Origin of the sequence: Rhodococcus sp. WAY2 (assembly GCF_009859915.1) — a bacterium.
Classification (GTDB): domain Bacteria; phylum Actinomycetota; class Actinomycetes; order Mycobacteriales; family Mycobacteriaceae; genus Rhodococcus_F; species Rhodococcus_F oxybenzonivorans.
Genome location: NZ_CP046572.1, coordinates 1,224,637 through 1,249,871 on the forward strand (window position 1 = coordinate 1,224,637; position 25,235 = coordinate 1,249,871).

Sequence of the window (25,235 nt, forward strand, 5' to 3'; positions counted from 1 at the left end):
CCTTGTCACTCGTTCGAATCCGGAGGAATACGGTCGCCATCAGAGGTTGCTCAGAACGTTTCGTCCGCCGACGAGCATCGCGATCACGACACCGATGCTGGTCACGGCCGTCATGAGCAGGGCCATTGCGGCCACCAGCGGGTAGGACCCGTTCTCCCACAGGTCGAACAGAAGCGTACCCATCACCTGTGTCGTGGCGGCGCGGACGAGCAGAGAGGCGGCGAACTCGTGGGTCAGCAGGATGAACATCAAGGCGACGGAGCTGAGCACGGCCGGCCTCATCAGCGGCAGAATCACCCGCACATTCGTGACTAACGGGCTCGCACCGCTTGTCGCCGACGCCTCGGCGTAGGTCTCTCCGAGCGACAGCATGGCGGTCATCTGCATTCGGGTGGCGAAGGGCACCATCAGTACGACGTAGACGAGGATGATGACCGCTTTGGTCCCGTAGAGGATCAGCGGAGGCTGGGTGTAGGTGAGCAGAAATCCGACGCCGAAGATCACCGCGGGAATACCCAGGGGGAGAGCGGTGATGACGTCACCGATGGTTCCCAGCACCCTGTGTTTGCGGCCACGCACGAGCAGCGTGGCGGTGAGGTAGCCGATCGGCACGCAGATGGCGACCGCCACCACGGAGGTGAGGAGACTCGTGTACACGGAGTCGACTATGCTCGCCGTCTGGAAGAGTGCCCGGAAGTTATCGAGTGTGAACAGGCTCCAAGACAGTGTCTCCGACCAATAGGGCGACACCGCCACGATGACGAGTCCGATCAGCGGGACGACGAGTGCGAGCATCGCATAGACCGAAATGCACACGGCGGCCCAGGCCGAGCGGCCGGTGTCGGGAGCGAACGCTTTTCCGCCGTGCGTGACGAAGCGTGACTGATTGCCGAGGAGCATCTTCTGCGCCAGTACGACGACGACACCGAAGATGACGAGCGGCGAGCCAGCCGCGGCTGCGGCGGCGAAGTCCGCCGGCGACTCCGACACCCGCCGATACATCTCGGTGGTGAGCACCTTCACACCAGTGTTCTGTCCCAGTAGGAGAGGACCGGTGAACTGGCCGAGACCGAGCAGCAGTGCAATTCCGCCGCCGTACACCAGGGAGGGACGAAGTAGCGGGAGAACTACCCGGAAGAACACCCCGAGCGTCGACGATCCGCTGATCTGGGCCGCCTCGAGGTGCTCGGAACTGATGTTCTGCATTCCTGCGCTGACGAAAAGGTAGACGAAGGAAGTGAGTCCGAAACCCGTGAGAATGATGATCCACGGTGTGCTGTAAATGTCGACGGGCCCAGAGTTCACGTGGTTCCACCAGGGAAGCTTGCGCAGTAGTGCGTTCAGGTACCCGGGCCCGGGCGAAAGGAGAAATGCCCACCCGACCACGTTGGCTACCGCGGGCATCACGATGGGCAGGATGGGAACGATTCTGAGAAAGCTCAGCCGGCGTGGCAGCCTGCTCGCCGCGAACGCGAGTATCGTTCCCAAAACCATTGCGATGGCGAGTGACGAGACCGCGAGGGCGATGGTCGTCTTGATGGTCTGGCCGATGTCGTACCGGCCGTACTGCGCTTGAAACCCGCGAGCGCCGTCCTCGAACGCCAGCGTCTGCAACCGAAACAGTGGCAACACGACGAGGTACGCGAGAACTGCCAGCAAGGCACCGTACCCGAGTCGGGTGCGCCACACTGTACTGAAGACGAACGGACGTGCGCCGCTCCTCACGGCAACGGTAGCCATCACGCCTCCGATCCGGCGGCGGCCTGGGCGAGCACGGGAATGTTGGGGTCCACGTGACTGTCCGGGTGCGGAAACACACGTAGCTTGGTGGGGGAGAAGCTGACTGCCAGGGGCGACCCCGGGGTGGCGCCGCGCAACCAGGCCCCGTGCCGTACGGCATCTGCGCGAAGGTACAACCGTTCACCTCCGGCGTTCACCGTCACGTCGAAATAACGACCCCCGTACTCCGAGGTGACGAGCTCGCCGGTAAGGCCGACATCATCCGGGCGGACTTCGTCGAGTGAGCGGTGCAGCGTCAGGTCTTCGGGCCGAAGTCTTCCGAGAGCCGCATCGCCGCTGATGTATTCGCCCGAGATGCCGGCGGTGTCGAGTTCGATAGCCGTCCCGGCCCGCGTTGTCCACCCCTCGTGCCGCCGGAAGAGTTCGAGTCGGTTCGCCATCCCGATGAACGCGGCGACATAGTCGGAGGACGGGGTCTCGTACACCCGCTCCGGGGTGTCGTACTGTTCGATCTTGCCGGCCTTCATGATGGCGAGTCGGTCACCGAGTGCAAACGCCTCGGCCTGATCATGAGTGACGAAAACGGCTGTGAAGCCCAGACGTTGGTGGAGCTGGTGAATCTGAGACCGGACTTGGTCGCGCAGGCGTGCATCGAGATTGCTCAGCGGTTCGTCGAACAGCACCAGGTCGGGTTGGGCGACCAAGCCGCGGGCCACCGCCACTCGCTGTTGCTGTCCTCCGCTGAGTTGGGACGGGTACCGGTCGAGCAGGGCTCCGCAATCCACCATGCCCGCTGCGGTCTCGACCTGTCCGGCGGCGATAGCGCTCTTCATCCGCCGAACCTTCAACGGGTACCGGATATTCTCTCGCACCGTCATGTTGGGCCACAGCGCGTAGGACTGGAAGACCATGCCGATATTGCGTTTGTACGCTGGAACGTTGATCCGGGTCGACGCATCGAAGACGGTGTGGTCCTTGAAGGTGATCGACCCGTCCTCGGGTGTTTCGAGGCCGGCGATGCAGCGGAGCGTGGTCGTCTTTCCGCAACCGCTCGGTCCGAGGAGGACGAGAAACTCACCGTCCTCGATGTCGAGGTCTAGTTGATCGACGATGGTGTTCGACCCGAAGGTCTTGGTCAGGTTGGAAACCCTGAATTGCGATGTCACCTTGGCACCTGCTTGGTTGCGAGTGGTTTGTCGGGAATGGCGTCAGTTCGACGGCCTGCTTCCGAACTTGGTCCGGAAGTAAAGTGAATTCAATTCAATTCACGATAGCGCTGGTGTGACCCCGGTGCAAGACGCTGTGGGCAACTGGGCCTCACGGCGACGAACGCTTCGGGGTCCTTGCGCCCGCGGAGGTTCCGCCATCGATCATGAGATCGGAGCCGGTGATGTAACTACTGTCCTCGCACGCGAGGAATAGAATGGCCTTCGCCACCTCCAGTGGCAGTCCCCGTCGTTGCAACGGAATGGATTTCACGTAGGCCTCCATGTCATCGTCGGCGAAGTCGGAGCCGGCGGTGATTGCCGTGTCGATGCTGCCCGGGCAGACCGCGTTGACCCGGATATTCGATTCCGCGAACTCCAGCGCCGCAACGCGGGTCAGGGCGCGAACACCGAACTTCGATGCACCGTACGCACCGAGCTCGGCAGTCGCGAGAACACCACGCAGCGAAGAGAGGTTGACGACGGAGCCCCCGGTGGTCATCGCCGCGCCTGCGGCTTGCAGGCCGAGGAAGGTGCCCACGAGATTGAGGTCGATCATGCGCCGCAGGTCGGCGAGCGAAGTCTCCATGATGGAGGCTTTGGAAGCGGCGCCTGCGGAATTGACGAGGATCCGCATCGGATGCCCGCGATCTGCCATCTCGGTGGTCACGCGCTTCCACTGAGACTCCTCGGTGACGTCCAGGTGCCGGTAGTGCGCCCGCGCACCGAGTTTCGCCGCAACGCCGTTGCCGAGGTCGTCGTCGACATCGCACAGGTAGACCGTTGCCCCGTGGGCGTGGAAGAGTTTGGCGGTTGCGGCGCCTATCCCTCGTGCAGCACCGGTGACGAGAGCGCAGGTGTCGCGCAGTCGCGCGTCGTATGTAGTCACTGGATGAATCGCTGTTCCCAGTCGGATTGGTATTCGGTGAGTGATTCGGGCGTCAGATCGGAAGGATTGGGCAGAGTGATGTCCTGGGCTCGTGCGACGCTGCCTTCGATGTTGGGGAGGGCGCTCGCGTAGCCGAGTGACAATGCCTTCTGGCCGGCCGGAGTGACCATGAAATTCGCCAGCACCTGAGCCGCATTCGGGTGCGGTGCCGCGGAAAGAGCGTGCGTGAACCAAGGCGTTCCCCACGGGGGTGAGGGCAGGGCCCAGTCTACCGGTGCGCCCGATTCCTTCTCGCGCACCAAAGGTTGCACGACCGGGGTTGCGACAATCTCGCCGGAGGTCAGGGCCTGAGCAACCCCCAATGCACTCGGGTAGATCCGCGGTTCCAGCTCCGCAAGCTTCTGAAGGTAATCGGCACCGAAGTTCTTCTCGAAGAAGCGGTAGAAATCGACGTAGGAGGCGATCCCCGATGGGTTGACGATACCTATCTTGCCCTTCAACGCCGGGTCGAGGAGGTCTGCCGGCTTCCGGAGCCCGCCCGGAAGCGCCGTCGTGTTCCATCCGAGTGCGAAGACCGCCGCACTCGTCAGGAAGAACTTGTCCGAAATGATGCTCGACTGTGGTTCGTAGTCCGGCGCATCGAATGCCGGGCCGATGAGGTCGGTCGAGTAGGTGCCCGACGCGGCAGCTGTTTCGATCCACGCGGCGTCGGTCATCATGTGCACATCGGCGGTGCCGCGCTTCGTCTGATTCTCGACCTCGACCTTCGGGTTGATGTCGGCGTCAGTTCCCCGGACATACTCGAGGGAGATCTCGGGATACTCCTGTTCGAAGGCCACTTCGAGGGCTTCGAGGTTGGCGGGTAGTTGGCTCGAGTACAGCAGCACACTGCCTTCGCCTTTGGCTGCGGCAACGACGTCGTCCCAACTGCCGGACACTGGTCTATTGACACCGGAACCACCGGATCCGCAAGCGGCGGAGGCGAAAGCGGCGACCACCGCGACGGCTATCAGCTTTATCGGCACACTTCTCATGGCATGAAGGTCCTTCCGGAATCGGTTCGCGGAATGCGAACCTGTGTGTTCGGTGACGGATCGAGGGGAGGCGCGCCACCTCCGTCCGTGTCCGCGTCGTTGCGGAGCACTGGGGCGGCGTCCGCTGCTGCGCGGTCGACGAGAACGAACGGCATGATGCCTCCTGAAGTGAACTGATATCAGTTTGAATCTAAGGAAATCTTCTTGTGATGTCAATCACCTGCTAGCGTGAAGTGAATCCAGTTCACTTAGGAGGTTGGCATGACGACACTTCGTGCGGCGCAGTCGCTACAGCTCGGCTCACTCCGGTTGAAGAACCGGCTGGTCGGCACGGCGCACGCATCCGGGGCAGTCGCCGGCGGTATCCCGTCACCCGGAGACGCTGACTACTGGCGCCGCAGTGCGGCCGGCGGCGCCGGAATGCTCATCGTCGGCGGCACCGTGGTGGCACCCGGTTCGAGTAATCGCAACGGCAACATCACCGAGGCCTGGCGTCCCGAAGTCGTCGCCGGTCTCGAGGCGCGGGCGCGGGCGATCACCGACGAGGGAGCCGCAGCGGCCTGCCAGCTCGTGCACCTCGGGCGCGAAACGCTCGGCGCCGAACTGTGGAGCCATCCCGTCGCACCCACCGACGTCCGCTCGCCTCGTGAACCGACGCGACCACGCGTCCTCTCTCACGCCGATGTCGACGGGATCGTCGACGCCTTCCGTGTATCCGCTGTTCACGCGTGGACCGCCGGCTTTCAGGTCGTCGAACTGCACGCAGCGCACGGATATCTGCTGGCGCAATTCCTTTCACCGAACACCAACTTCGGCCCAGACGCTGCAACGGTTGCTCGGCGTGTCCTCATCCTCGACCGCATCGCGTCCGCTATTCGTGACGCCTGCCCCGGTGTCGTCCTGGGCGTTCGCGTGTCTGCCGAAGGCGAAGACGAGGCCGGCCTGAGTGTGGACGGGCTCTGCGAGGTGCTGCCGCACCTCTCCGAGTTCGACTACGTCAACGTCACCGTCGGCGTTCGCACCACCTACGTCCGCGACATGGCTGTCGCCGACCCACCGCTACTCGGTGAGGTCGGACGGTTGCGTGCCGCCACCCGGACGCCGCTGCTGGTGTCACAGTCCTTTCGCACCGGTGCATCCATCGAAGCAGCACTGCAGTCGGGAGCCGACCTCGTCGGTGTCGCCCGGCCGCTCATAGCGGACCCCAACTTCCCCAGAAAAATACTGACCGGCCAGGAAGCGTCGATCCGACCTTGTGTGTCGTGCAACGAGGACTGCAGGGCATTCGACCCGGTCCTTCTCTGCTCGGTCAATCCTGACCTTGCACCACCGGGCCAGTCCACGCGTCCCGCGCATCCGTTGACGCTGGGTCCCACGCGTCGATCGAGTACCCGGCGAAGAATCGCCGTTGTAGGCGCCGGTCCCGCCGGGCTCGAGTGTGCGATGCGGCTCGCATCCGACCACGACGTCACACTCTTCGAACAGCGAGAGCGGATAGGTGGCCAGCTTGCGATAGCCGCGGACGCGCCGAACCGCAGCGGTTGGCGTCGCCTCCTCGACTACTACTCGGTCGCCATGCCGCGGGTGTCGATCCGCCTGGGCCACGCGGTATGCGCCACGGAGTTGGAGGATTTCGATGAGGTGGTCCTGGCCGTCGGTGCCGTGGATACCTTTCCTGCGGAAGCGGTAGGGGCGCAGTCCCTGCTCTCCTCGCAGGCGCTGATCGGGGGAGGAGAGCTGCTGCGCGGCGCCGGCCACGTCGTGGTGGTCGACGACGGATTCGGGCTGTGGCCTGCGGCAAGTTCGGTCGAAGCGGCGCTCGCCGCGGGCGCCGACCGCGTGACGGTCCTGACGCCTGCCCCGGCCTTCGCCTCCGGTCTTCCTCCGGAGAGTCGCGTCCAGTATCTGCGTCGGCTGTCGGGCAAACCGGTCGACGTGCAGGTGCTGTCCTCGCTGGTAGGCGTCTCCGACAGCACGGTCGAGTTCGAGAACACCCTGTCGGGGGAGAAGGCGCGTCTCGACGTCGACCGGGTAGTCGTTGCCGGTGAGCGGCGCTCGCTCGACTGGTCGCTCCTCGCGCCGGAAGGCGCACGCGTCCATGTCATCGGCGACGCACTCGTTCCGCGCAAAGTCGCCCACGCCGTCGCGGAGGGTAGTGCCGTCGCCCGTGAGTACTTCTTAACCGCCCGCTGTTAAGAAGTACTCACAGGGGGTGTTCCCGGCCACCCTCACCGGTGGCATTCCGGGGCCCGTACGCTGACACCGTGCGCGTACTCGTTATCGGCTCCGGAGCCCGTGAACATGCCCTCCTCCTCGCCCTCGCTCGTGATCCAGGTGTCACTGCCCTGATGTGCGCTCCCGGGAACGCCGGGATAGCCAAGATCGCCGAGCAGCACTCCGTCGACATCGCCTCCGGGGAGGCAGTCGCCGATCTCGCGAAGAAGGTCGAAGCCGACCTGGTCGTGGTGGGCCCCGAGGTCCCGCTGGTGCTGGGTGTTGCGGACGCCGTCCGCGCGGCGGGAATCGCCTGCTTCGGCCCTTCGGCCGATGCCGCGCGCATCGAGGGTTCCAAGGCGTTCGCCAAGGACGTGATGGCCGCCGCCGGTGTGAAGACCGCGCACAGTGAGGTCGTCGATTCTCCCGCCAAGCTGGACGAAGCCCTCGACCGCTTCGGACCCAACTGGGTGGTCAAGGACGACGGCCTCGCGGCAGGCAAGGGCGTCGTGGTCACCACCGACCGGGACGCTGCCCGCGATCACGCCGCCGAATTGCTCGAAAACGGGCACCCGGTCCTCCTCGAATCGTTCCTCGACGGCCCCGAGGTGTCGCTGTTCTGCGTCGTCGACGGCGACACCGTGGTGCCGCTCCTCCCTGCCCAGGACCACAAGCGCGTCGGCGACGGTGACACCGGACCCAACACCGGCGGGATGGGCGCGTACACCCCGCTGCCGTGGCTGCCCGAGAAGATGGTCACGCAGATCGTCGACGACGTCGTCAAGCCCGTCGCGGCGGAGCTCGTCGCCCGGGGCAGCTCCTTCAGCGGCCTGCTGTACGCCGGTCTGGCAATCGGCAAAGATGGCCCCGCCGTGGTCGAGTTCAACTGCCGCTTCGGCGACCCCGAGACCCAGGCGGTACTCGCCCTGCTGAAGAGTCCGCTGGGTGAGCTGCTGAACGCGGCGGCCACCGGCACGCTCGATCAGGTTCCGCCGCTCGAATGGCAGGACGGTTCGGCGGTCACCGTGGTGGTGGCGGCCGAGCACTATCCGGCGACGCCCCGCACGGGTGACGTGATCAGCGGCGCCGACGGGGAGGGCGTTCTCCATGCCGGCACGAAGCTCGTCGACGGACAGGTGGTGTCGGCGGGCGGGCGTGTACTCAGTGTTGTCGGGGTCGGCGCGAACCTCAGCGAAGCACGCGAGGACGCCTACGCCAAGATCGCCGCAATCAAGCTGCCGGGCAGCCACTTCCGTAAGGACATCGGGCTGGCCGCAGTCGAGGGGCGTATAGCTATCCCCTAGGCCTGTTCCTGTTCGAGTACTGAAAGGCGTGCACCCCTGAACATTTCAGGGGTGCACGCCTTTTCCGGGCCGGTTGGTTATCGCGCCGTCCACCCGCCGTCGATGGTGTACGAGGCGCCGGTGACCATGCCGGCGTCCGCTGAGGCCAGCCATCCGACGAGGGAAGCGACCTCATCCGGTTCCACCAGCCGTTTGATCGCGCTCTCGGTGAGCATCACCTTCTCGACCACGTCGGCCTCACTGACGCCGTGCAGCTGTGCCTGATCGGCGATCTGCTTCTGCACCAACGGCGTCGACACGTAACCGGGATTGACGCAGTTGCTGGTCACACCGTGCGACCCACCCTCGAGGGCGGTCACCTTGGACATGCCCTCGAGCGCGTGTTTGGCCGTCACGTACGCCACCTTGAATGTCGAAGCCCGAAGTCCGTGCACGGAGGACACATTCACTATCCGGCCGAATCCCTGCGCGTACATGTGGGGGAGCGCGGCACGGATGAGCAGGAACGGTGCCTCCACCATCAGTGTCTGGATCCGGCGGAAGTCCTCGACGCGGAATTCCTCGATGGGGCTGACGCTCTGGATACCGGCGTTGTTGACGAGGATGTCTGTCTTCAGGCGCAGATCGGCGAGCTGATCGGTGTCGAGAAGGTCCACGTGCCAGGCGCTTCCGTCGATCTCCTCGGCGAGCGTCTTGGCCGCGACATCGTCGAGGTCTGCGACGGTGACCTGTGCTCCACGCGCGGCCAGGTGTCGCGCGCACGCTGCACCGATTCCGCTCGCGCCACCGGTGACGAGGGCTGTGCGGCCGGAGAGGTCGCGGGCGGTCATGCCGGCGCTCCGGCCTTTTCCGCGGCCAGGGTACGGGCGTCGGCCGCGTCGATCGATTCGAGGGAGATGCCCTTGGTCTCCTTGGCGACGACCACGGCGACGACGGTGACGAGCGAGGCGATCGCGAGGTAGATCGCGATGGGGACCGAGGAGTGGTACCTGTTCAACAGGCTCGCCGCGATGATGGGGGCCAGGGAGCCGGCCACGATCGACGTCACTTGGTAGCCGAGCGAGACGCCCGAGTAGCGCATCCGGGTGGGGAACATCTCCGCCATGATCGCGGGCTGGCCCGCGTACATGAAGGCGTGGAACACCAGGCCGATGACGATGGCGCCGAGGATGACGGCGTTGTGGCCGCTGTTCATCATCGGGAAGGCAAAGAAACCCCAGGTTCCCGCGGTCAGAGCACCGATCATGTAGACAGGGCGGCGGCCGATGCTGTCGGACAACCGTCCCACCAGCGGGATCACCGCGAAGTGCACCGCATGCGCGATCAGCATCCACCACAGGATCTGCGCGGTGTCGGTGTGGACCACCACCTTGAGGTAGGTGATCGAAAAGGTGACGACGAGGTAGTACATGACGTTCTCGCCGAACCGCAGTCCCATTGCCGTGAAGACGCCGCGCGGGTAGCGCTTGACCACCTCGAAGACGTTGAACGACGTCTCCTTGATCTTCTCGGCATCCTTCTGGGCCTGGAGGAAGATCGGCGCATCGGTCACCTTGGTGCGAATGTAGTAGCCGACCAGGACGATCACGGCGGAGAGCCAGAAGGCCACCCGCCAGCCCCAGCTCAGGAAGGCTGCGTCCGGGAGGGTCGTCGTCAGGATGAGCAGTACGACGGTGGCCACCAGGTTGCCGGCCGGAACGCCGGCCTGCGGCCAGGAAGCCCAGAACCCGCGCGACCGGCTGGGGCTGTGCTCGGCGACGAGGAGCACCGCGCCGCCCCATTCGCCACCGACCGCGAAGCCCTGGATGAAGCGAAGCGTGACGAGTAACGCCGGCGCCCAGTAACCGATTTGAGCGAAGGTGGGCAGGCAGCCCATGAGGAAGGTGGCGGTGCCCACGAGGACGAGGCTGAACTGCAGCAGCTGCTTGCGGCCGAACTTGTCACCGAAGTGGCCGAAGACGATGCCGCCGAGCGGTCGGGCGACGAAGCCGACCGCGTAGGTGACGAAGGCCGCGATGATGGCATCGAGTTCGTTGTCTCCGGCCGCGAAGAAGACCTTACTGAAGACCAGGGTCGCCGCCGTGCCGTAGAGGAAGAACTCGTACCACTCGACCACGGTGCCGGCCATCGACGCGCCGACCACCTTCTTCAGCCCCGACGGTGGGGTCTCTTCCGTGCGTAGTGTCTCGTCGACGCTCATCTGCCGCTCCTTGCTGCCCTGTGACTGGGGACACATCGGGTGTTGTCTGCCGAGTATTGATGCATATTTGTGTGCACACAATGGCGCATGATGCAACCCCCGTGTGCAAATATGCAGACATGACTTCCGAAACGTCCATGCCCAGCGCAGATGACCTGCTCGTGCTGTTGGCGGTGGGACGCACCGGCCGCTTCAACACCGCGGCCGACGACCTCGGTGTAAATCACACCACCATCTCCCGGCGCATCACGAACCTCGAGAGAACCCTCGGCGGTCGTGTGCTCGTGAAGGCCGCCGGCGGATGGGAACTCACCGAACTGGGGCAGCAGGCCCTGACCGCGGCCGAGCGGGTGGAAGCCGCTGTGCACGGCCTCGTCGCCGAGCCAGGCGGCGGTGATGGCCTCAAGGGCGTGGTGCGCGTCTCGGCTACGGACGGGTTCAGTGCGTACATCGCAGCACCCGCGGGCGCGTTGATTCGCCGCCGACATCCCGAGGTGTCCGTGGAGATCGTCGCGGTCACACGCCGGGCCTCACAGCACCGTTCGGGTCTCGACATCGAGGTGGTCGTGGGCAAACCGCAGGTGCACCGCGCCGAGGCCGTCTGGCTGGCCGATTACACCCTCGGTCTGTATGCGTCGCGGTCGTATCTCGAGCGGAAGGGCACTCCGCGGACCGTCGTCGAACTCGCCGACCATTCCCTGGTGTACTTCATCGACTCGATGCTGCAGGTCGACGAACTGGACCTGGCGCGCCGGCTCACCGTGTCGATGCGGGAGTCGGTGACCTCGACCAACGTGTTCGTCCATGTGGAGGCCACCCGCGCCGCCGCGGGGATCGGGCTGTTGCCGTGCTTCATGGCCGACCGGCACGACGACCTCGTTCGCGTGCTGCCCGGACAGGTGGAGGCGACGCTCGCGTACTGGCTCGTCGCGCGTCCCGAATCGCTCCGCAGGCCCGAGGTGGCTGCAGTCGTGGCTGCCGTCCGCGAGACGGTCGAGTCCCAACGGGATGCGTTGGCCGGGCGTTGACGGTGTCACGCTAGCGTCGAGGGGTGCGCTCCGAATCTCAGCGATCCGACATTCAGACCTTCCACGTGATGGACGTGTGGAAGGCCGCCGCCGAGCGCGAACGGACCCACGGGGACGTGCTGACTCTCGCAGCGGGGCAGCCTTCGACCCCGGCGCCTAAGCCCGTGCTGAGCGCCACCCGGCAGGTCCTCGACGGACACCTGCTCGGCTACACCGAGACGTTCGGAATCCTGGGACTCCGCGACGCGATCGCCGAGTACCACTCCACCAAGTCCGGTATCGACGTCGACGCCGAGGACGTGGTGGTGACCACGGGTTCCTCCGGAGCTTTCACGTTGCTGTTCCTCGCCGCTTTCGATGCGGGCGACACCGTGGTCGTCGCTCGCCCGGGTTACCCGGCGTACCGCAATACCCTCGCCGCCCTCGGTTGCCACGTCGTCGAACTCGATTGCGGTGCCGACACCCGATTCCAGCCGACGGTCGCGATGCTCGAGGCGCTCCCCGAAGCCCCGGCCGGTCTCATCGTCGCGAGTCCCGCCAACCCCACCGGAACCGTGATCGATCCCGAAGAATTGGCGGGTCTCGCTCGGTGGTGCGACGACCACGGCACCCTCCTGATATCCGACGAGATCTACCACGGCATCGGATACGGCGGGCAGACGATGACGAGCGCCTGGGAGACGTCGCGGGAATCCGTCGTCGTCGGGTCGGTGTCCAAGTACTTCTCGATGACTGGCTGGCGGCTGGGGTGGATGCTGGTACCCGCCGGGTTGAGGGGTGCCCTGCAGCGCCTGGCGTCGAACATGACGGTGTGCCCACCGGCGATTTCGCAGTACGCGGCGATCGCGGCGTTCACACCGGAGTCGCGGGCCGAACTCGATTCGCACGTCCAGCGTTACGCCGTGAACCGCGAACTGCTTCTCACGGGACTACCGGAACTGGGTATCACCGAGCTGGCGCCCGCGGACGGTGCGTTCTACGTGTACGCCGACATCGGTCATCTCCTCGGTGGGGCCCATGGTGACACGTCGACGCAGTGGTGCTCGCGACTGCTGCAGGACACGGGTCTGGCACTGGCACCCGGCATCGACTTCGACACCGTCCACGGGAACAGGACCATCCGTCTCTCGTTCGCCGGGTCCACCGCGGAAGTGCGGGAAGCGCTGATCCGGCTGCGGCGCTGGCTCTAGCGATCGACCGAAGTCGGCCTACACTATGACCAGGATTACAGTGTTGCGGCGCACGCGGGCAAAAGGCGAAACCATGAGCGAAATCAGCAACCCAGACCCTTCCACTCCTGGTGGACTCCGCATAGGAACCCTGGAGCGGGAGCAGGCCGCAACGGCACTCGCCGCACACTTTGCGGCCGGCCGCCTCGACATCGACGAGTTCGATGCTCGGGTCCGTCAGGCGTATCTCGCCAAGACCGCAGCCGACCTCGCACCTCTGTTCGCGGATCTTCCGGGCGAACAGCGCTTCGGGACCGAAGGCGAGTACGAGCCGGAGCCGAGCCGCCGGGATCCGGGACGCGAGGCCGCGGCCCTGCGCACGCTGCTGTTCGTGATCGCGGTGCTCGCCGCGGTCCTGTGGGTCCTCGTCGTCCGCGTGCCGCCTCTCGTCTTCCTTCCGATCATCTGGCTCGTCCTCGCACGGCATCACCTCGGTCGCCGTTCTTGCCGAGCCTGGTGACTTCGCCCGGCGCAAACTTCGCGGTCTGTAGTCCAATCCGGTCTGGTGCGGCACCCCCGGCTGGCAGGATGAATTGGTGTCGACAGCGGCAACTCCCAAGGGCGAACGGCGCCGACAGGCGCTTGTCGACGCTGCCGCCGACCTGCTTTTGGAGGGCGGCTTCGAAGCGGTGCGGCACCGGTCGGTGGCCGCGCGCGCGAACCTTCCGCTGGCATCGACCACCTACTATTTCGCGTCGCTCGAAGAGCTGATCGCGAAGGCCGTCGAGTGCAACGGTGAACGCGACCTCACCGTCATGCGGGCGCGGGTAGACGACGTCACCCACCGTCGTCGCGGTCGCGAATCCACCGTCGACCTTCTCGTGGAACTACTCGTCGGGCCGGTACTGATCAGCGACGACAGTCGCGAACGCTTGATCTGCCGGTACGAGCGGCTCACCGCGTGCGCGCGTCGACCCGAACTACGCGAGGTTCAGCTGCGGTTGCGAGCACAGCTCGACGACATCCTCACCGAGGCCCTGCGCCGTTCCGACCGCGACGTGCGGCAAGGACAACTGCGCCGCCTGGTCGCCACCGTGGACGGCGCCGTGGTGACTGCCCTCGGCGAGCACGACCCCGACCTTCGTGGGCTCGCCCGGGCCATGCTGCTCGACGTCGTCGACCTCGTCGCGCCGGCGCTGGACCGGCCGGACCACGTTCACCTCTAGCGCCGCCGTAAACTGAAGTCTCGTGACCCGCATCCCGAACGTCCTCGCCAACCGTTACGCCAGCCCCGAACTCGTCGAGTTGTGGTCGCCCGAGCACAAGATCGTGCTCGAACGCCAGCTGTGGCTCGCGGTGCTGCGTGCCCAGGCGGAACTCGGCATCGACGTGCCGGCCGAGGCGCTCGCCGACTACGAGCGGGTCATCGATCAGGTCGACCTCGACTCCATCGCCGCCCGCGAACGGGTCACCCGGCACGACGTGAAGGCCCGCATCGAGGAATTCAACGCACTCGCCGGTCACGAGCAGGTACACAAGGGTCTCACCAGCCGCGACCTCACCGAAAACGTCGAACAGCTGCAGATCCTGCGGTCGCTCGAGCACGTGTACGCACACGGTGTCGCGGTGGCCGCACGGCTGTCCGAGCGTGCCGCCGAGTACAGCGGCCTCGTCATGGCCGGTCGTTCGCACAACGTGGCGGCGCAGGCCACCACCCTCGGCAAGCGCTTCGCCTCCGCCGCAGACGAACTGCTCGTCGCCCTCACCCGGCTACGGGAACTGATCGACCGTTACCCCCTGCGCGGCATCAAGGGTCCGATGGGAACCGCGCAGGACATGCTCGACCTTCTCGACGGCGACGCCGCCAAACTCGATACCCTCGAGCGGAAGGTGGCGCAGCACCTCGGTTTCGCTCACGTCTTCACCAGTGTCGGGCAGGTCTACCCGCGTTCGCTCGACCACGACGTGCTGTCCGCGCTGGTCCAGGTCGCCGCCGGGCCGTCCTCCTTCGCCCACACCATCCGCCTGATGGCCGGACACGAATTGGTCACCGAGGGCTTCCAGCCCGGCCAGGTCGGGTCCTCCGCGATGCCGCACAAGATGAACACCCGCTCCTGCGAACGTGTCAACGGACTGCAGGTCGTCCTCCGCGGCTACGCGTCGATGGCCGCAGAACTCGCAGGCGCCCAATGGAACGAAGGCGACGTGTTCTGCTCCGTGGTGCGCCGGGTCGCCCTGCCGGACGCATTCTTCGCCATCGACGGACTGATCGAAACGTTCCTCACCGTGCTCGCCGAATTCGGCGCCTACCCGGCCGTCATCGAGAAGGAACTCACCCGGTACCTGCCGTTCCTCGCCACCACCAAGGTCCTCATGGCGCTCGTGCGGGCCGGTGTCGGCCGCGAAACCGCGCATGAGGTCATCAAGGAACACGCCGTCGCCGTCGCACTGGCCATGCGCGAGCAGGGCAAGGAACCCGACCTCCTCGACCGGCTCGCCGCCGACGACCGGCTCCCCCTCGACCGGGCAGCCCTCGACGAGGCGCTCGCCGACAAGAAGGCGTTCATCGGCGCGGCCGAAGCTCAGGTGGCCGCAGTGGTGACCGAGGTACAGAAGCTCGTCGACGCCAACCCCGAGGCGGCTGCCTACCAGCCGTCCCCGATCCTGTAGGCGGCTTCGCCGCCCGTGCGCCTTTCTGGTAGCGGGAACTACCAAAAAGGCGCACAAGCACCGGAGGTGCCTACCCCATGAACTGCACTTTCTGCGAAATTGTCGCTGGTCGCGCCGAAGCCAGCGTCGTGTACGACAACGACGAGGTGATGGCGTTCATGGACATCCGGCCGTGGACCCCCGGACACCTGCTGGTGGTTCCCAAGCGGCACGCCACCGGACTGTCCGACCTCGACCCCGCCGATGGTGCCGCAGTGTTCACCGCGGGACAGCGGATCGCGACCACGTTGCGGCACGGGTCATTACGCGCCCATGGCGTCAACCTCTTCCTGGCCGACGGAATCGCCGCCGGTCAGGAGGTGTTCCATGTTCACCTCCACGTCGTTCCCCGCACGAACGGTGACGGATTCGGGCTGCGCGGAATGCCGACGTCGCCCAGCCGGATGGCGCTGGAGCAGACTGCCGGCGTCATCCGATCGTCGCTTACCTGACCTGCGCCGAGTCGAACCGGACTTCGCCGGTGACCCCGTTCGGGTCGAAGCGGCGTTCGGTGATGTCGTAGGTGCCGTCCGAGCGGACACGGAGGACGGTCGACGCCCGAGTACCGTACTCGCCGTAGTGAATGAACCGCGAAGACAGTGCCCGTTCAAGGTCCCGTCCGACCCCGGTGTCGGGCAGCGACTCCCACGGTGCCGGCTCGCTGTGGGCGAGGACGGCGAAATACGCGTCGAGGTCGGCGTCCGGTTTACCGTCGTCGGCGGCGAGGGCGGCGCTGAACGCGCGTGTGCCCTCGGTGACCTTCGGCCATGGGGTGTCGAGTTCGGCGTTGGACAACCCGTGGATGCCGGGTTCCACACGGTGCCGCTTGCCGTGTGGCCGGTTGGTAGACCACCACAGTTCCTCCCGGTCGGCGACGAGCAGGTTGAAGCTGCCGTACGCACTGCCGTTTGCGGCGACGCTGTCGGCATGAAAGGCCGCCGAGTCCTCGGAGACGAGGAAATCGACGGGCAGCCGCCCGCGGGACAACGCACCGGCCGCAGGGGACCCATCGCGGACGTTGGTCACGGCCGCGAACCGTAATCCGTCACTGATTCCCATCCAGGTGCCGCCCGCGAGGAGGTCCCGGCCGGCGACGAAACCCTCGTCCCAGCGGTGCAGCGGCTCGGTGGGGCGGGCGTAGAACTCGTCGCGGTTGGCTGCCACCACCAAGGGAAGGTCGGGGTGGGAATGCCATGCGAACAGGACCAGACACATGCTCTCGACAGTAGTGCGCGCTGGACCCCGAGGTAGTTCCAGCACGTTTTGACAGCACCTGTCATCGCGAAGCGAGGCAAGACGACAGCGGAGACCTACGGTGTTACGAGGGTCTTCTCGAGGGCTCGGCGCAGTTCGGACTTGCTGATCTTGCCCACGCCTGTGACCGGGAAGTGTTCGACGAACATCACCTTGTCGGGGACCTTGTACTCGGCGAGGCCGCGGCCGCGCACGAATTTCTTGAGTTCTCCTTGCGTCGGTTGCTCGCCGAGGACGACGACGAAGGCGCAGGTGCGTTCGCCGAGGTAGGGGTCGGGCATCGACACCACTGCGACGTCGGCGACGCGGGGATGTGCCAGGAGGTGGTTCTCTACCTCTTCTGCGGCTACTTTCTCGCCACCGCGGTTGATTTGATCCTTGGCCCGGCCCTCGACGACGAGGTATCCGTCGTCGGTGAGGCGAACGATGTCACCGGTGCGGTAGAAACCGTCGTCGGTGAACGCCGTCGAATTGTGTTCGGGCGCTCGGTAATAACCGCGAATGGTGTACGGGCCGCGGGTGAGTAGGTGACCGGAGGCGCCGGCGGGAACGGGTACGTCGTGGTCGTCGACGACGAGCACCTCGTCGTCGGGGCTGATCGGCCTGCCCTGCGTGGAGACGAGGATGCTCTCCGGGTCGTCGAGTCTCGTGTAGTTGACGAGGCCCTCCGCCATGCCGAACACCTGCTGCACTGTGCATCCCAGTTCGGGCCGCACCCGCTTGGCCGCCTCGGCGCTGAATTTTGCGCCGCCGACCTGTATCACCTCGAGACTCGACAGGTCGCGTTCGGTGCGGGCGGCGGCGGCCAACCATGCCAGTGCCAGTGGTGGGACGAGCGACGCCATGGTGATGCCTTCACGCTCGATGAGGGCGAAGGCCGTGTCGGGACTGGGATCCGGTGCCAGCACTACGCGACCGCCTGCGTGCAGGACCCCGAGGATGCCGGGCGAGCTCATCGGAAAGTTATGTGCAGCAGGCAGAACTACGAGCATGCGGGTGTGCTCGTCGACGCCACAGATGCGAGCCGATTCACGCACCGAGTACAGGTAGTCGGCGTGCGTGCGAGGGATCAGTTTCGACACTCCGGTGGTGCCACCCGACAGTTGCAGGAAGGCGACCGACTCCGCGTCGACCGGCGACTCGATGGTGATCGGCGCCGAACCCCGCAGATCGTCGAGCGCAACGAATTCCTGCGCGTCTCCGGCGACGATCACCGTCGGCGGCTGTTCCGAAGACGACACCACCTGGCGGGCCAGTGCGCGGTAATCGAAACCGGCATGCCGGTCGGTGACGATGTATGCGGCCGCGTCGGTGAAACTGCAAAAGTAGGAGACCTCGCGCTCGCGGTGCGCGGGCAAGGCGAACACGGGCAACGCGCCGAGGCGAAAGAGCGCGAAGACCACTTCCACGTACTCGACGATGTTCGGCAACTGCACGACGACCCGATCACCGGGGTGGATGCCCGACCCGAAAAGTCCGGCCGCCAATCGACCGGCGCGTTCGGTGAGTTGGCGGTAGGTGAGGCTCGATTCGCCTCCGGTGGCGTCCGGCCCCACCACCGCAACGGCATCCTCGAACTCCACTGCGCGTGCGCCGAGGAACTGCTGGAACGTCTCGTCAGTCCAGTAACCGGCCTGCCGATACCGTTCGGCGAAGGAGGCGGGATATCCGGTGGTGTCGGCGAGGGGAGCGCGCAGGCTCGTGGTCATCGAAAGTCCTTTCGCAACTAGCTGTTCGGGCTCACGCACGGAGGGTGGCGCCGCCGTCGACGTACAGGGCCTGCATGGTGATGTGCCGCGCGCGATCGGAGAGCAGGAATTCGACGGAATCGGCGACGTCGGCGGCTTCCGCGATCCGGCCCAGGGGGATGCCGACCTTGAACGATGCGAGATCGCCGTCGATCGCGGCGCGGGCTCCCTCGTCGTCGGCGGGGTCGGACCACAGCGACCGCTGCATGGCGGTGTCGGTCGAACCCGGTGCCACGACGTTGGCGCGGATTCCGTACTCGGCCAATTCGAGTCCGAGGACCCGGACGATCATCGAGACTGCGGCCTTGGATGCGCCGTACGCGCCCATTCCTGTGCGCGGCACGCCGGCAGCATTGGAGCCCACCACGACAATCGAACCCTCTCTGCGCTGGCGCATTTCGATTCCGACGGCCCTCAACACGTTGACCAGTCCGGTGACGTTGACGTCGAAGACGCGTTGCCAGCTCGCGGGATCGGCGTCGAGTATCGAACCGGTTTCGAGTATTCCGGCCACGTGCGCGAGCGCGGTGACAGGGCCGTGCCGGTCCTCGATGCGTCGTACGGATTCTGTGACGGCGTCGGAGTCGCGGATGTCGACGACCTCGGTGTCGAGCGGCGACCGGTCCAGGAGGGCGGCAGTGCTGCGCAACCCGTCGCCGTCGCGGTCGAGCAACACCAGGCGATGACCTCGCCGGGACAGAGTGACGGCGGTGGCCTGTCCGATACCGTGGGCCGCGCCGACGACGAGGGTGATTCCGTCGCTCACAGCTCCACTCCCAAACCGGCCAGGATCGTCCCCAACTTCGTTGTCGTCTCGGCGAGTTCGTCGTGAGGGTCGGATGCGGCGACGATGCCACCGCCCGCGTGCGCGACGATCGTGGTGCCCCGGGCGTCGATCTCGGCGCACCGGATTCCAACCATCCATTCGCCGTCCCCGTCGGAGTCGGTCCAGCCCACCGCTCCGGCGTAGAAGCCGCGGTCGCCCTCGAGTTCGGCGATAAGCCGGCGTGCGGCGTCGGTGGGAGTGCCACAGACGGCGGGTGTCGGGTGCACCGCTACGGCGAGGTCGAGGGCCGTGACCGAGCGGTCTCGCAACCGACCCGAGACGGGTGTGCCCAGGTGCCAGAGGTGAGGCGTGCGGGTGAGGGACGGACTGTCGGGGATGTCGAGTTCAGTGCACAGCGGTGCGAGGCTCGCCCGGAGCGCGTCGACGACCAGCGCGTGTTCACGCAGATTCTTCTCGGACGCGGCGAGACCTTCACCTGTACGACGATCCGACTCGGGGTCGCTGCGGCGCGGTGCAGAACCGGCCAGGGGGTGACAGCTCACCGCGTCTCCTCGGCGCCGGATCAGCACCTCGGGACTCGAACCGACGAGGTGCTTTCCCGACCAGGCGCTTCCAGCCGCGCCCAGACCGACGCTGAAACCGTTGCCGCCCTGGTCGTGTGCGACCAGTCGGGCGAGCAATGCATGGGGGTGCAGACGTTCGTCCGCGTGCAGTGTAAGTGACCGGGCGAGGACCACCTTCTCCAGAGTGTTGTCCGCCGAACGCAATTCGCGTAGCGCGGCTTCCACCCGAGCGACGTGCTCGGCCTCCGTGGGAATCGGTGATCCGATCCGGATGCGCGGGATTCCGCGGTACTCGCCGTTCCAGCTCCCGGGTTCGTGGTTCAGCGACTGCGGAGTGACGAGTGCGGCGGGGTGTTCGGGGTCGAAGGGGAGCGCGCCGACTATCGCGGTGGCACGCCCGTCGCGCAGCGCCTCGGCCGCCGCGAGGGCGGAGTCGTACTGCGCACGGGCTCCCACGGCAACGACCGTGCCGTGGGGGCGGGAAAGGATGAACGGTGTGCTCGACGGTGAATCCGTTCCGATGGCGGCGGATTCGGCGACTGCCGTCGATTCCATGTGTGATCCCCTCTCGATAACCGGCGAACTCACGTCAGACTATATGGTTAGCCTAACCTTTGGTTCGGTGCCGATTTCGATGCTGGTCAACGTCACCCACACGCGGCGGGGAGGGCAGGCTTCTGCAACGACGGGCCCGACGCGACCGTCATTGGCCGGCCGGCGGCGCGGCACTCGGCGTAGGTGCAGCGGCGGACTTCTTCGGCATCGCCACGGCGGCGAGCACGAGAATCACCGCGGCGCCGAGGGCGGCTACGAAGACCAGGTGCAGGGCGTCGGCGAGATCGGCGCGGGCGGGGTCCTCGGTGCCGTCGAGGCGGGCGTTGACGAGGGCTCCGAAGAGGGCGACCCCGACGGCGCTGCCGATCGACCGGGCGAACATGTTGGTGGACGTGACGACACCGCGCTCCGACCAGTCGACGCTGGCCTGCGCGGCGATGAGGGTGGGGCTGGCGACGAGGCCCATCCCGCCGCCGATGACGAAGCAGCAGAGCGCCACCTGCCACACCGCCGACTCGATGGACAGGATGGTCGTGAGGGCGGTGCCCGCGACGACCAGCAGACTGCCCGCCGTCGCCGTGACCCGGAATCCGAAGCGCAGGTACACACGCCCGGACAGCGACGCGGCGATCGGCCAGCCGATGGTCAGCGTGGCCAGTGCGAACCCGGCCACCAACGCGCCCGTCCCGAGCACACCCTGGGCAAAGGTGGGCACATACGTGGTGAGGCCGAGGACGATGGCGCCGACCAGAAGCGAGACGACGCTACTCGCGGCGAGGACTCGTCGCGTCAACACCCAGAGCGGGAGGATGGGTTCCGCGGCTCGCCGTTCCACCAGGACGAAGACGAACAGGAACACGCCGCCGGCGGCGAAGATTCCCAGACTGACCGGCGAACTCCACGCCCATGCCTGGCCGCCCTCGAGGAGGCCCAGTATGAGGAGCGTTGCGCCCACGGCGAGCAGTCCGGCCCCCGGGTAGTCGATCGACCGGCGGATCCGCGCCCGCTTCTCGTCGAAGTTGCGGATCAGCATCACCGCGGCCAGGAGGCAGAGCGGAATGTTCACGAAGAAGATCCAGCGCCACGACAGATACTCGGAGAACACGCCGCCCAGCGTCGGTCCGACCACCGCCGACATTCCCCACACGCTCGCGAGGTAGCCCTGCGCTTTTGCACGTTCGGCGAGCGTGTAGATGTCGCCGGCGATGGTCATACTCATGGGCTGGACCGCGCCTGCCCCGAGGCCCTGCACGGCGCGGAAGGCGATGAGTGCCGGCATGCTCCAGGCGAGCCCGCAGAGGACCGACCCGAGCGCGAAGAGGCCGATCCCCAGAAGCATGACCGGTTTCCGGCCGAAGATGTCGGCGAGTTTGCCGTAGATCGGCACGGACACGGCCTGGGTGAGTAGATAGATAGAGAACAGCCAGGGGAACTGGGTGAATCCGCCGAGATCGCCGACGATGGTGAATACCGCGGTGGAGATGATGGTGGCGTCGAGGGCGACCAGGGATGTCGTGAGCATCAGCGCCACGAGTACCGGACCGCGCTCCGACCGGAACCCCACATCGACGGGCGCTGTGTCGGTTGTCATTGCTCACCTGATTCGTACCTGGGATCACACCATGTCGTAACCCACGGTAACGACATGGCTCAGGAGAGTATTCCGCGCGGTCGGCTCAGAGTCCTGACCTCACGGTAGAGAGCAACGATCGGCCCCGGAACGCGGTGAGCGCCGCAAGGTCAGCGCCCGGTCTGTCCGGCAGGACCGATAGGCTGGCTCACCGTGCGCCCCTCACTCGATTCCTACGCCCATCTGGCCGGTGGCAAGGTCCGCGACCTCTACACGATCGACGACGAGCACCTGCTGTTGGTCGCGAGCGATCGGATCTCCGCCTACGACCACGTTCTCGGCACCACGATTCCGGACAAGGGCCGGGTACTCACCGCGATGAGTGTCTTCTTCTTCGGCGTGCTCGGGGGCAGCAACCATCTGGCGGGTGAGCCCGACGACAGTCGCATCCCCGAGGAGGTCCTCGGCCGCGCACTCGTGGTGCGCAAGCTCGAGATGGTTCCGATCGAATGTGTCGCCCGCGGTTACCTCACCGGTTCCGGCCTGATCGACTACAACGAGACCGGTTCGGTGTGCGGGGTGGCCCTGCCCGAAGGGTTGGTGGAGGCCAGCCGGCTCCCTGATCCGATCTTCACCCCGGCCAGCAAGGCGGAACTGGGGGAGCACGACGAGAACATCACTTTCGACGTCGTGGTCGACAAGGTCGGTCAAGACCTGGCGATCAAGCTGCGGGACGACACCCTGGACATCTACGGCAGAGCAGCCAACTTCGCCGCCGACCGTGGGATCATTCTCGCCGACACCAAGCTCGAGTTCGGCCTCGACAAGAAGGGCAACCTCGTGCTCGCCGATGAGGTCCTCACACCCGACTCGTCCCGCTACTGGCCCGCCGACGGGTACGAGGCTGGGAAGGTGCAGCCGAGCTTCGACAAGCAGTTCGTCCGTAACTGGCTCACCGGCCCCGAGTCGGGCTGGGACCGCGCGTCCGACACACCGCCGCCGCCGCTTCCGGCGGAGATCGTGGCGGCGACGCGGCAACGCTACATCGACGCGTACGAGCGCATTTCGGGATTGTCGTTCGCGGAGTGGGTGGGCTGAGCGATGACCACCGAGAACAAGATTCTGACCCCGCCCGTTGCCAAGAAGGTTCCCACCGAGCGGGTCCATCACGGACACACCTTCGTCGACGAGTACGAATGGTTGCGCGACAAGGAAGACGCGGAGGTGATCGCCTACCTCGAAGCCGAGAATGCGTACACCGAGCAGGAGACTGCCCACCTGGCTCCCTTGCGCGACCAGATCTTTTCGGAGATCAAATCCCGGACACAGGAAACCGACATGTCGGTGCCCACCCGGATGGGGGAGTACTGGTACTACGCCCGGACCATCGAGGGTAAGCAGTACGGCGTGCAGTGCCGGACACCGATCACGGGTCCCGACGACTGGACTCCGCCGGAGCTCACCCCGGGTGTCGAACTCCCCGGCGAGCAGATCCTGCTCGACGGCAACGCGGAGGCCGAGGGTCACGACTTCTTCTCCGTCGGAGCCTTCTCCCTCAGTCACGACGGCACGCTGCTCGCGTACTCGGTGGACGTGGTCGGCGACGAGCGCTACACGCTCCGGTTCAAGAACCTCGTCACCGGCGAATTGCTGCCCGACGAGATCACCGGCACCGCACCGGGAGTTACCTGGGCGATTGACCACCGGCATGTCTTCTACCTCACGGTCGACGAGTCCTGGCGCCCCGACACCGTGTGGCGTCACCGGCTCGGCACCGCCCGCGAGGAGGACGTCGCCGTCTTCCGGGAGCCCGACGAGCGGTTCTGGGTTTCCGTCGGATCCACCCGCAGTGAGAAGTACCTGATGATCTGGGTGGGTTCCAAGATCACCAGCGAAGCCCGGGTCCTGGAATCGGCGAACCCCGAAGGGGAGTTCCGGGTAATTCTTCCGCGGCGCGAGGGCGTCGAATACGGCGTCGAACATGCAGTGGTCGCGGGCGAAGATCGTTTTCTGATCATGCACAACGACGTCGTCGACGGTGAGAAGGCCGAGAATTTCATGCTTGCCGAGGCGCCGGTGTCGGATCCGACGTCCTTGACCACGCTGATCGCGCATCGGTCGGATGTACGACTCGAGGAGGTCGACGCCTTCGCCGACCATCTGGTGCTCAGCTACCGGCGGGAAGCGTTGACCCGCTTGGCGATCTGGCCGCTCGGCCCGGAGGGGTACGGCGAGTTCACGGAGATCGCCTTCGACGAGGAACTGTTCAGCGTGGGCCTCGGCGCCAATCCGGAATGGCAGCAGCCGACTCTGCGGATGGCGTTCACCTCGTTCATCACGCCCGGGCAGGTGTACGACTACGTGTTGTCGACGGGCGAACTGGCGCTACGGAAGTCGCAACCCGTGCTCGGGGACTTCGATGCGCGCAACTATGTGCAGCAACGTGACTGGGCCATCGCCGCCGACGGTACCCGGATTCCGCTGTCGATCGTGAGGCGTGCCGACGGTGCCCCGGACGAACCGGCGCCGACACTCCTGTACGGCTACGGCTCGTACGAGGCCAGCATGGATCCCGCGTTCTCCGTCGCACGGCTCTCGCTCCTCGATCGGGGAGTCGTGTTCGTTGTCGCACACGTGCGTGGCGGCGGCGAGATGGGCCGGCATTGGTACGAGAACGGCAAGACACTGACGAAGAAGAACACCTTCACCGATTTCGTCGACTGTGCACGTCACCTCGTGGACACCGGCCGCACCACTCCGCACCAACTCGTCGCGGACGGCGGCAGTGCAGGCGGTCTCCTGATGGGCGCAGTGGCCAACCTGGCTCCGGAACTCTTCGCAGGCATCCTCGCCAACGTTCCCTTCGTGGACCCGCTCACCTCAATCCTCGATCCGTCGCTTCCGCTGACGGTGATCGAGTGGGACGAGTGGGGTAATCCGCTCGAGAACCCCGAGGTGTACGAGTACATGCGTTCGTACAGCCCGTACGAGAACGTGGAGGCCAAGGATTATCCGGCCATCCTCGCGATCACCAGCATCAACGACACCAGGGTCCTCTACGTCGAGCCGGCGAAGTGGGTGGCCAAGCTTCGGGCCACCAAGACGGGCGACTCGCCGCTGCTTCTCAAGACCGAGATGAGCGCGGGCCACGGTGGCGTGAGCGGGCGCTACGAGAAGTGGAAGGAAGTGGCGTTCGAGTTCGCCTGGGTGCTCCACATCGTCGGGAGGGCCTGACGCCAGGTCCGCCCGACATGAGCGTCCTCGGT

Annotated in this window: 22 protein-coding genes; 10 read left to right on the forward strand and 12 right to left on the reverse strand. The window is 65.9% G+C overall.

Annotated elements, in window-relative coordinates; genetic code table 11:
• Positions 1-39: 39 nt before the first annotated feature.
• The 5 genes from GFS60_RS05765 to GFS60_RS05785 form a co-directional block, all read right to left on the reverse strand.
• A complete protein-coding gene (locus GFS60_RS05765; RefSeq protein ID WP_159919549.1) occupies positions 40-1,740 on the reverse strand; it encodes an ABC transporter permease in 1,701 nt (566 codons plus the stop codon).
• Positions 1,740-2,906 carry an ABC transporter ATP-binding protein gene (locus GFS60_RS05770; RefSeq protein ID WP_159919551.1) on the reverse strand — a complete coding sequence of 389 codons (1,167 nt, stop codon included), beginning with the start codon at positions 2,904-2,906 and terminating at the stop codon, positions 1,740-1,742. Before GFS60_RS05770 ends, GFS60_RS05765 begins: the two co-directional genes overlap by 1 nt.
• Positions 2,907-3,057: 151 nt before the next feature.
• Positions 3,058-3,834 carry an SDR family NAD(P)-dependent oxidoreductase gene (locus GFS60_RS05775; protein WP_159919553.1) on the reverse strand — a complete coding sequence of 259 codons (777 nt, stop codon included), beginning with the start codon at positions 3,832-3,834 and terminating at the stop codon, positions 3,058-3,060.
• The gene (locus GFS60_RS05780) at positions 3,831-4,868 is read right to left on the reverse strand and encodes an ABC transporter substrate-binding protein (protein WP_159919555.1); all 1,038 of its coding nucleotides are present in this window, start codon (positions 4,866-4,868) and stop codon (positions 3,831-3,833) included. The genes GFS60_RS05775 and GFS60_RS05780 overlap by 4 nt, the downstream gene beginning before the upstream one ends.
• A complete protein-coding gene (locus GFS60_RS05785; RefSeq protein ID WP_159919557.1) occupies positions 4,865-5,023 on the reverse strand; it encodes a hypothetical protein in 159 nt (52 codons plus the stop codon). Before GFS60_RS05785 ends, GFS60_RS05780 begins: the two co-directional genes overlap by 4 nt.
• A gap of 106 nt (positions 5,024-5,129) precedes the next feature.
• Here GFS60_RS05785 and GFS60_RS05790 point away from each other — a divergent pair, with 106 nt between their 5' ends.
• Positions 5,130-7,064: an oxidoreductase gene (locus GFS60_RS05790; protein ID WP_159919559.1), complete on the forward strand. Its 1,935-nt coding sequence runs from the start codon at positions 5,130-5,132 to the stop codon at positions 7,062-7,064.
• A gap of 68 nt (positions 7,065-7,132) precedes the next feature.
• Positions 7,133-8,386: a phosphoribosylamine--glycine ligase gene (purD, locus tag GFS60_RS05795; protein WP_159919561.1), complete on the forward strand. Its 1,254-nt coding sequence runs from the start codon at positions 7,133-7,135 to the stop codon at positions 8,384-8,386.
• Between the two features lie 77 nt (positions 8,387-8,463).
• Here the strand turns inward: purD and GFS60_RS05800 are convergent, their stop codons facing one another.
• Entirely contained in the window at positions 8,464-9,216 is a 753-nt protein-coding gene (locus GFS60_RS05800) for a 3-hydroxybutyrate dehydrogenase (protein ID WP_159919563.1), read from the reverse strand.
• On the reverse strand, positions 9,213-10,586 hold the full coding sequence (locus GFS60_RS05805) for an MFS transporter (protein ID WP_159919565.1): 1,374 nt from the start codon (positions 10,584-10,586) through the stop codon (positions 9,213-9,215). The genes GFS60_RS05800 and GFS60_RS05805 overlap by 4 nt, the downstream gene beginning before the upstream one ends.
• A gap of 119 nt (positions 10,587-10,705) precedes the next feature.
• Between GFS60_RS05805 and GFS60_RS05810 the strand changes: the two genes are divergently transcribed.
• From GFS60_RS05810 to GFS60_RS05835, 6 genes are all read left to right on the forward strand, one after another.
• Complete coding sequence (locus tag GFS60_RS05810; protein ID WP_159919567.1) at positions 10,706-11,614, forward strand: LysR family transcriptional regulator; 909 nt, start codon at positions 10,706-10,708, stop codon at positions 11,612-11,614.
• A 23-nt stretch (positions 11,615-11,637) separates the two neighbouring features.
• Positions 11,638-12,804 carry a pyridoxal phosphate-dependent aminotransferase gene (locus tag GFS60_RS05815; protein WP_159919569.1) on the forward strand — a complete coding sequence of 389 codons (1,167 nt, stop codon included), beginning with the start codon at positions 11,638-11,640 and terminating at the stop codon, positions 12,802-12,804.
• 73 nt (positions 12,805-12,877) lie between these two features.
• A complete protein-coding gene (locus tag GFS60_RS05820; RefSeq protein WP_159919571.1) occupies positions 12,878-13,303 on the forward strand; it encodes a DUF1707 SHOCT-like domain-containing protein in 426 nt (141 codons plus the stop codon).
• Positions 13,304-13,379: 76 nt separating this feature from the next.
• Complete coding sequence (locus tag GFS60_RS05825; RefSeq protein ID WP_159919573.1) at positions 13,380-14,009, forward strand: TetR/AcrR family transcriptional regulator; 630 nt, start codon at positions 13,380-13,382, stop codon at positions 14,007-14,009.
• 22 nt (positions 14,010-14,031) lie between these two features.
• Positions 14,032-15,453, forward strand: coding sequence for an adenylosuccinate lyase (gene purB, locus GFS60_RS05830; protein ID WP_159919575.1), 1,422 nt, complete (start codon positions 14,032-14,034; stop codon positions 15,451-15,453).
• A gap of 77 nt (positions 15,454-15,530) precedes the next feature.
• On the forward strand, positions 15,531-15,944 hold the full coding sequence (locus GFS60_RS05835) for an HIT family protein (RefSeq protein WP_109327128.1): 414 nt from the start codon (positions 15,531-15,533) through the stop codon (positions 15,942-15,944).
• Here the strand turns inward: GFS60_RS05835 and GFS60_RS05840 are convergent.
• The 5 genes from GFS60_RS05840 to GFS60_RS05860 form a co-directional block, all read right to left on the reverse strand.
• Positions 15,937-16,707 carry an NRDE family protein gene (locus GFS60_RS05840; RefSeq protein ID WP_159919577.1) on the reverse strand — a complete coding sequence of 257 codons (771 nt, stop codon included), beginning with the start codon at positions 16,705-16,707 and terminating at the stop codon, positions 15,937-15,939. The two genes, GFS60_RS05835 and GFS60_RS05840, sit on opposite strands and share 8 nt — an antisense overlap.
• Before the next feature lie 95 nt (positions 16,708-16,802).
• Complete coding sequence (locus GFS60_RS05845; protein WP_159919579.1) at positions 16,803-18,455, reverse strand: (2,3-dihydroxybenzoyl)adenylate synthase; 1,653 nt, start codon at positions 18,453-18,455, stop codon at positions 16,803-16,805.
• 31 nt (positions 18,456-18,486) lie between these two features.
• Positions 18,487-19,260 (reverse strand): 2,3-dihydro-2,3-dihydroxybenzoate dehydrogenase, encoded by a 774-nt coding sequence (locus GFS60_RS05850; protein ID WP_159919581.1) that lies wholly within the window; start codon positions 19,258-19,260, stop codon positions 18,487-18,489.
• Entirely contained in the window at positions 19,257-20,399 is a 1,143-nt protein-coding gene (locus tag GFS60_RS05855) for an isochorismate synthase (protein ID WP_159919583.1), read from the reverse strand. Before GFS60_RS05855 ends, GFS60_RS05850 begins: the two co-directional genes overlap by 4 nt.
• A 148-nt stretch (positions 20,400-20,547) precedes the next feature.
• Complete coding sequence (locus tag GFS60_RS05860; protein WP_159919585.1) at positions 20,548-21,990, reverse strand: MDR family MFS transporter; 1,443 nt, start codon at positions 21,988-21,990, stop codon at positions 20,548-20,550.
• 192 nt (positions 21,991-22,182) lie between these two features.
• Between GFS60_RS05860 and GFS60_RS05865 the strand changes: the two genes are divergently transcribed.
• Together GFS60_RS05865 and GFS60_RS05870 are read left to right on the forward strand one after the other, a co-directional pair.
• Positions 22,183-23,067, forward strand: coding sequence for a phosphoribosylaminoimidazolesuccinocarboxamide synthase (locus GFS60_RS05865; protein WP_159919587.1), 885 nt, complete (start codon positions 22,183-22,185; stop codon positions 23,065-23,067).
• Between the two features lie 3 nt (positions 23,068-23,070).
• Positions 23,071-25,203 (forward strand): S9 family peptidase, encoded by a 2,133-nt coding sequence (locus tag GFS60_RS05870; protein WP_159919589.1) that lies wholly within the window; start codon positions 23,071-23,073, stop codon positions 25,201-25,203.
• Positions 25,204-25,235 lie beyond the last annotated feature (32 nt).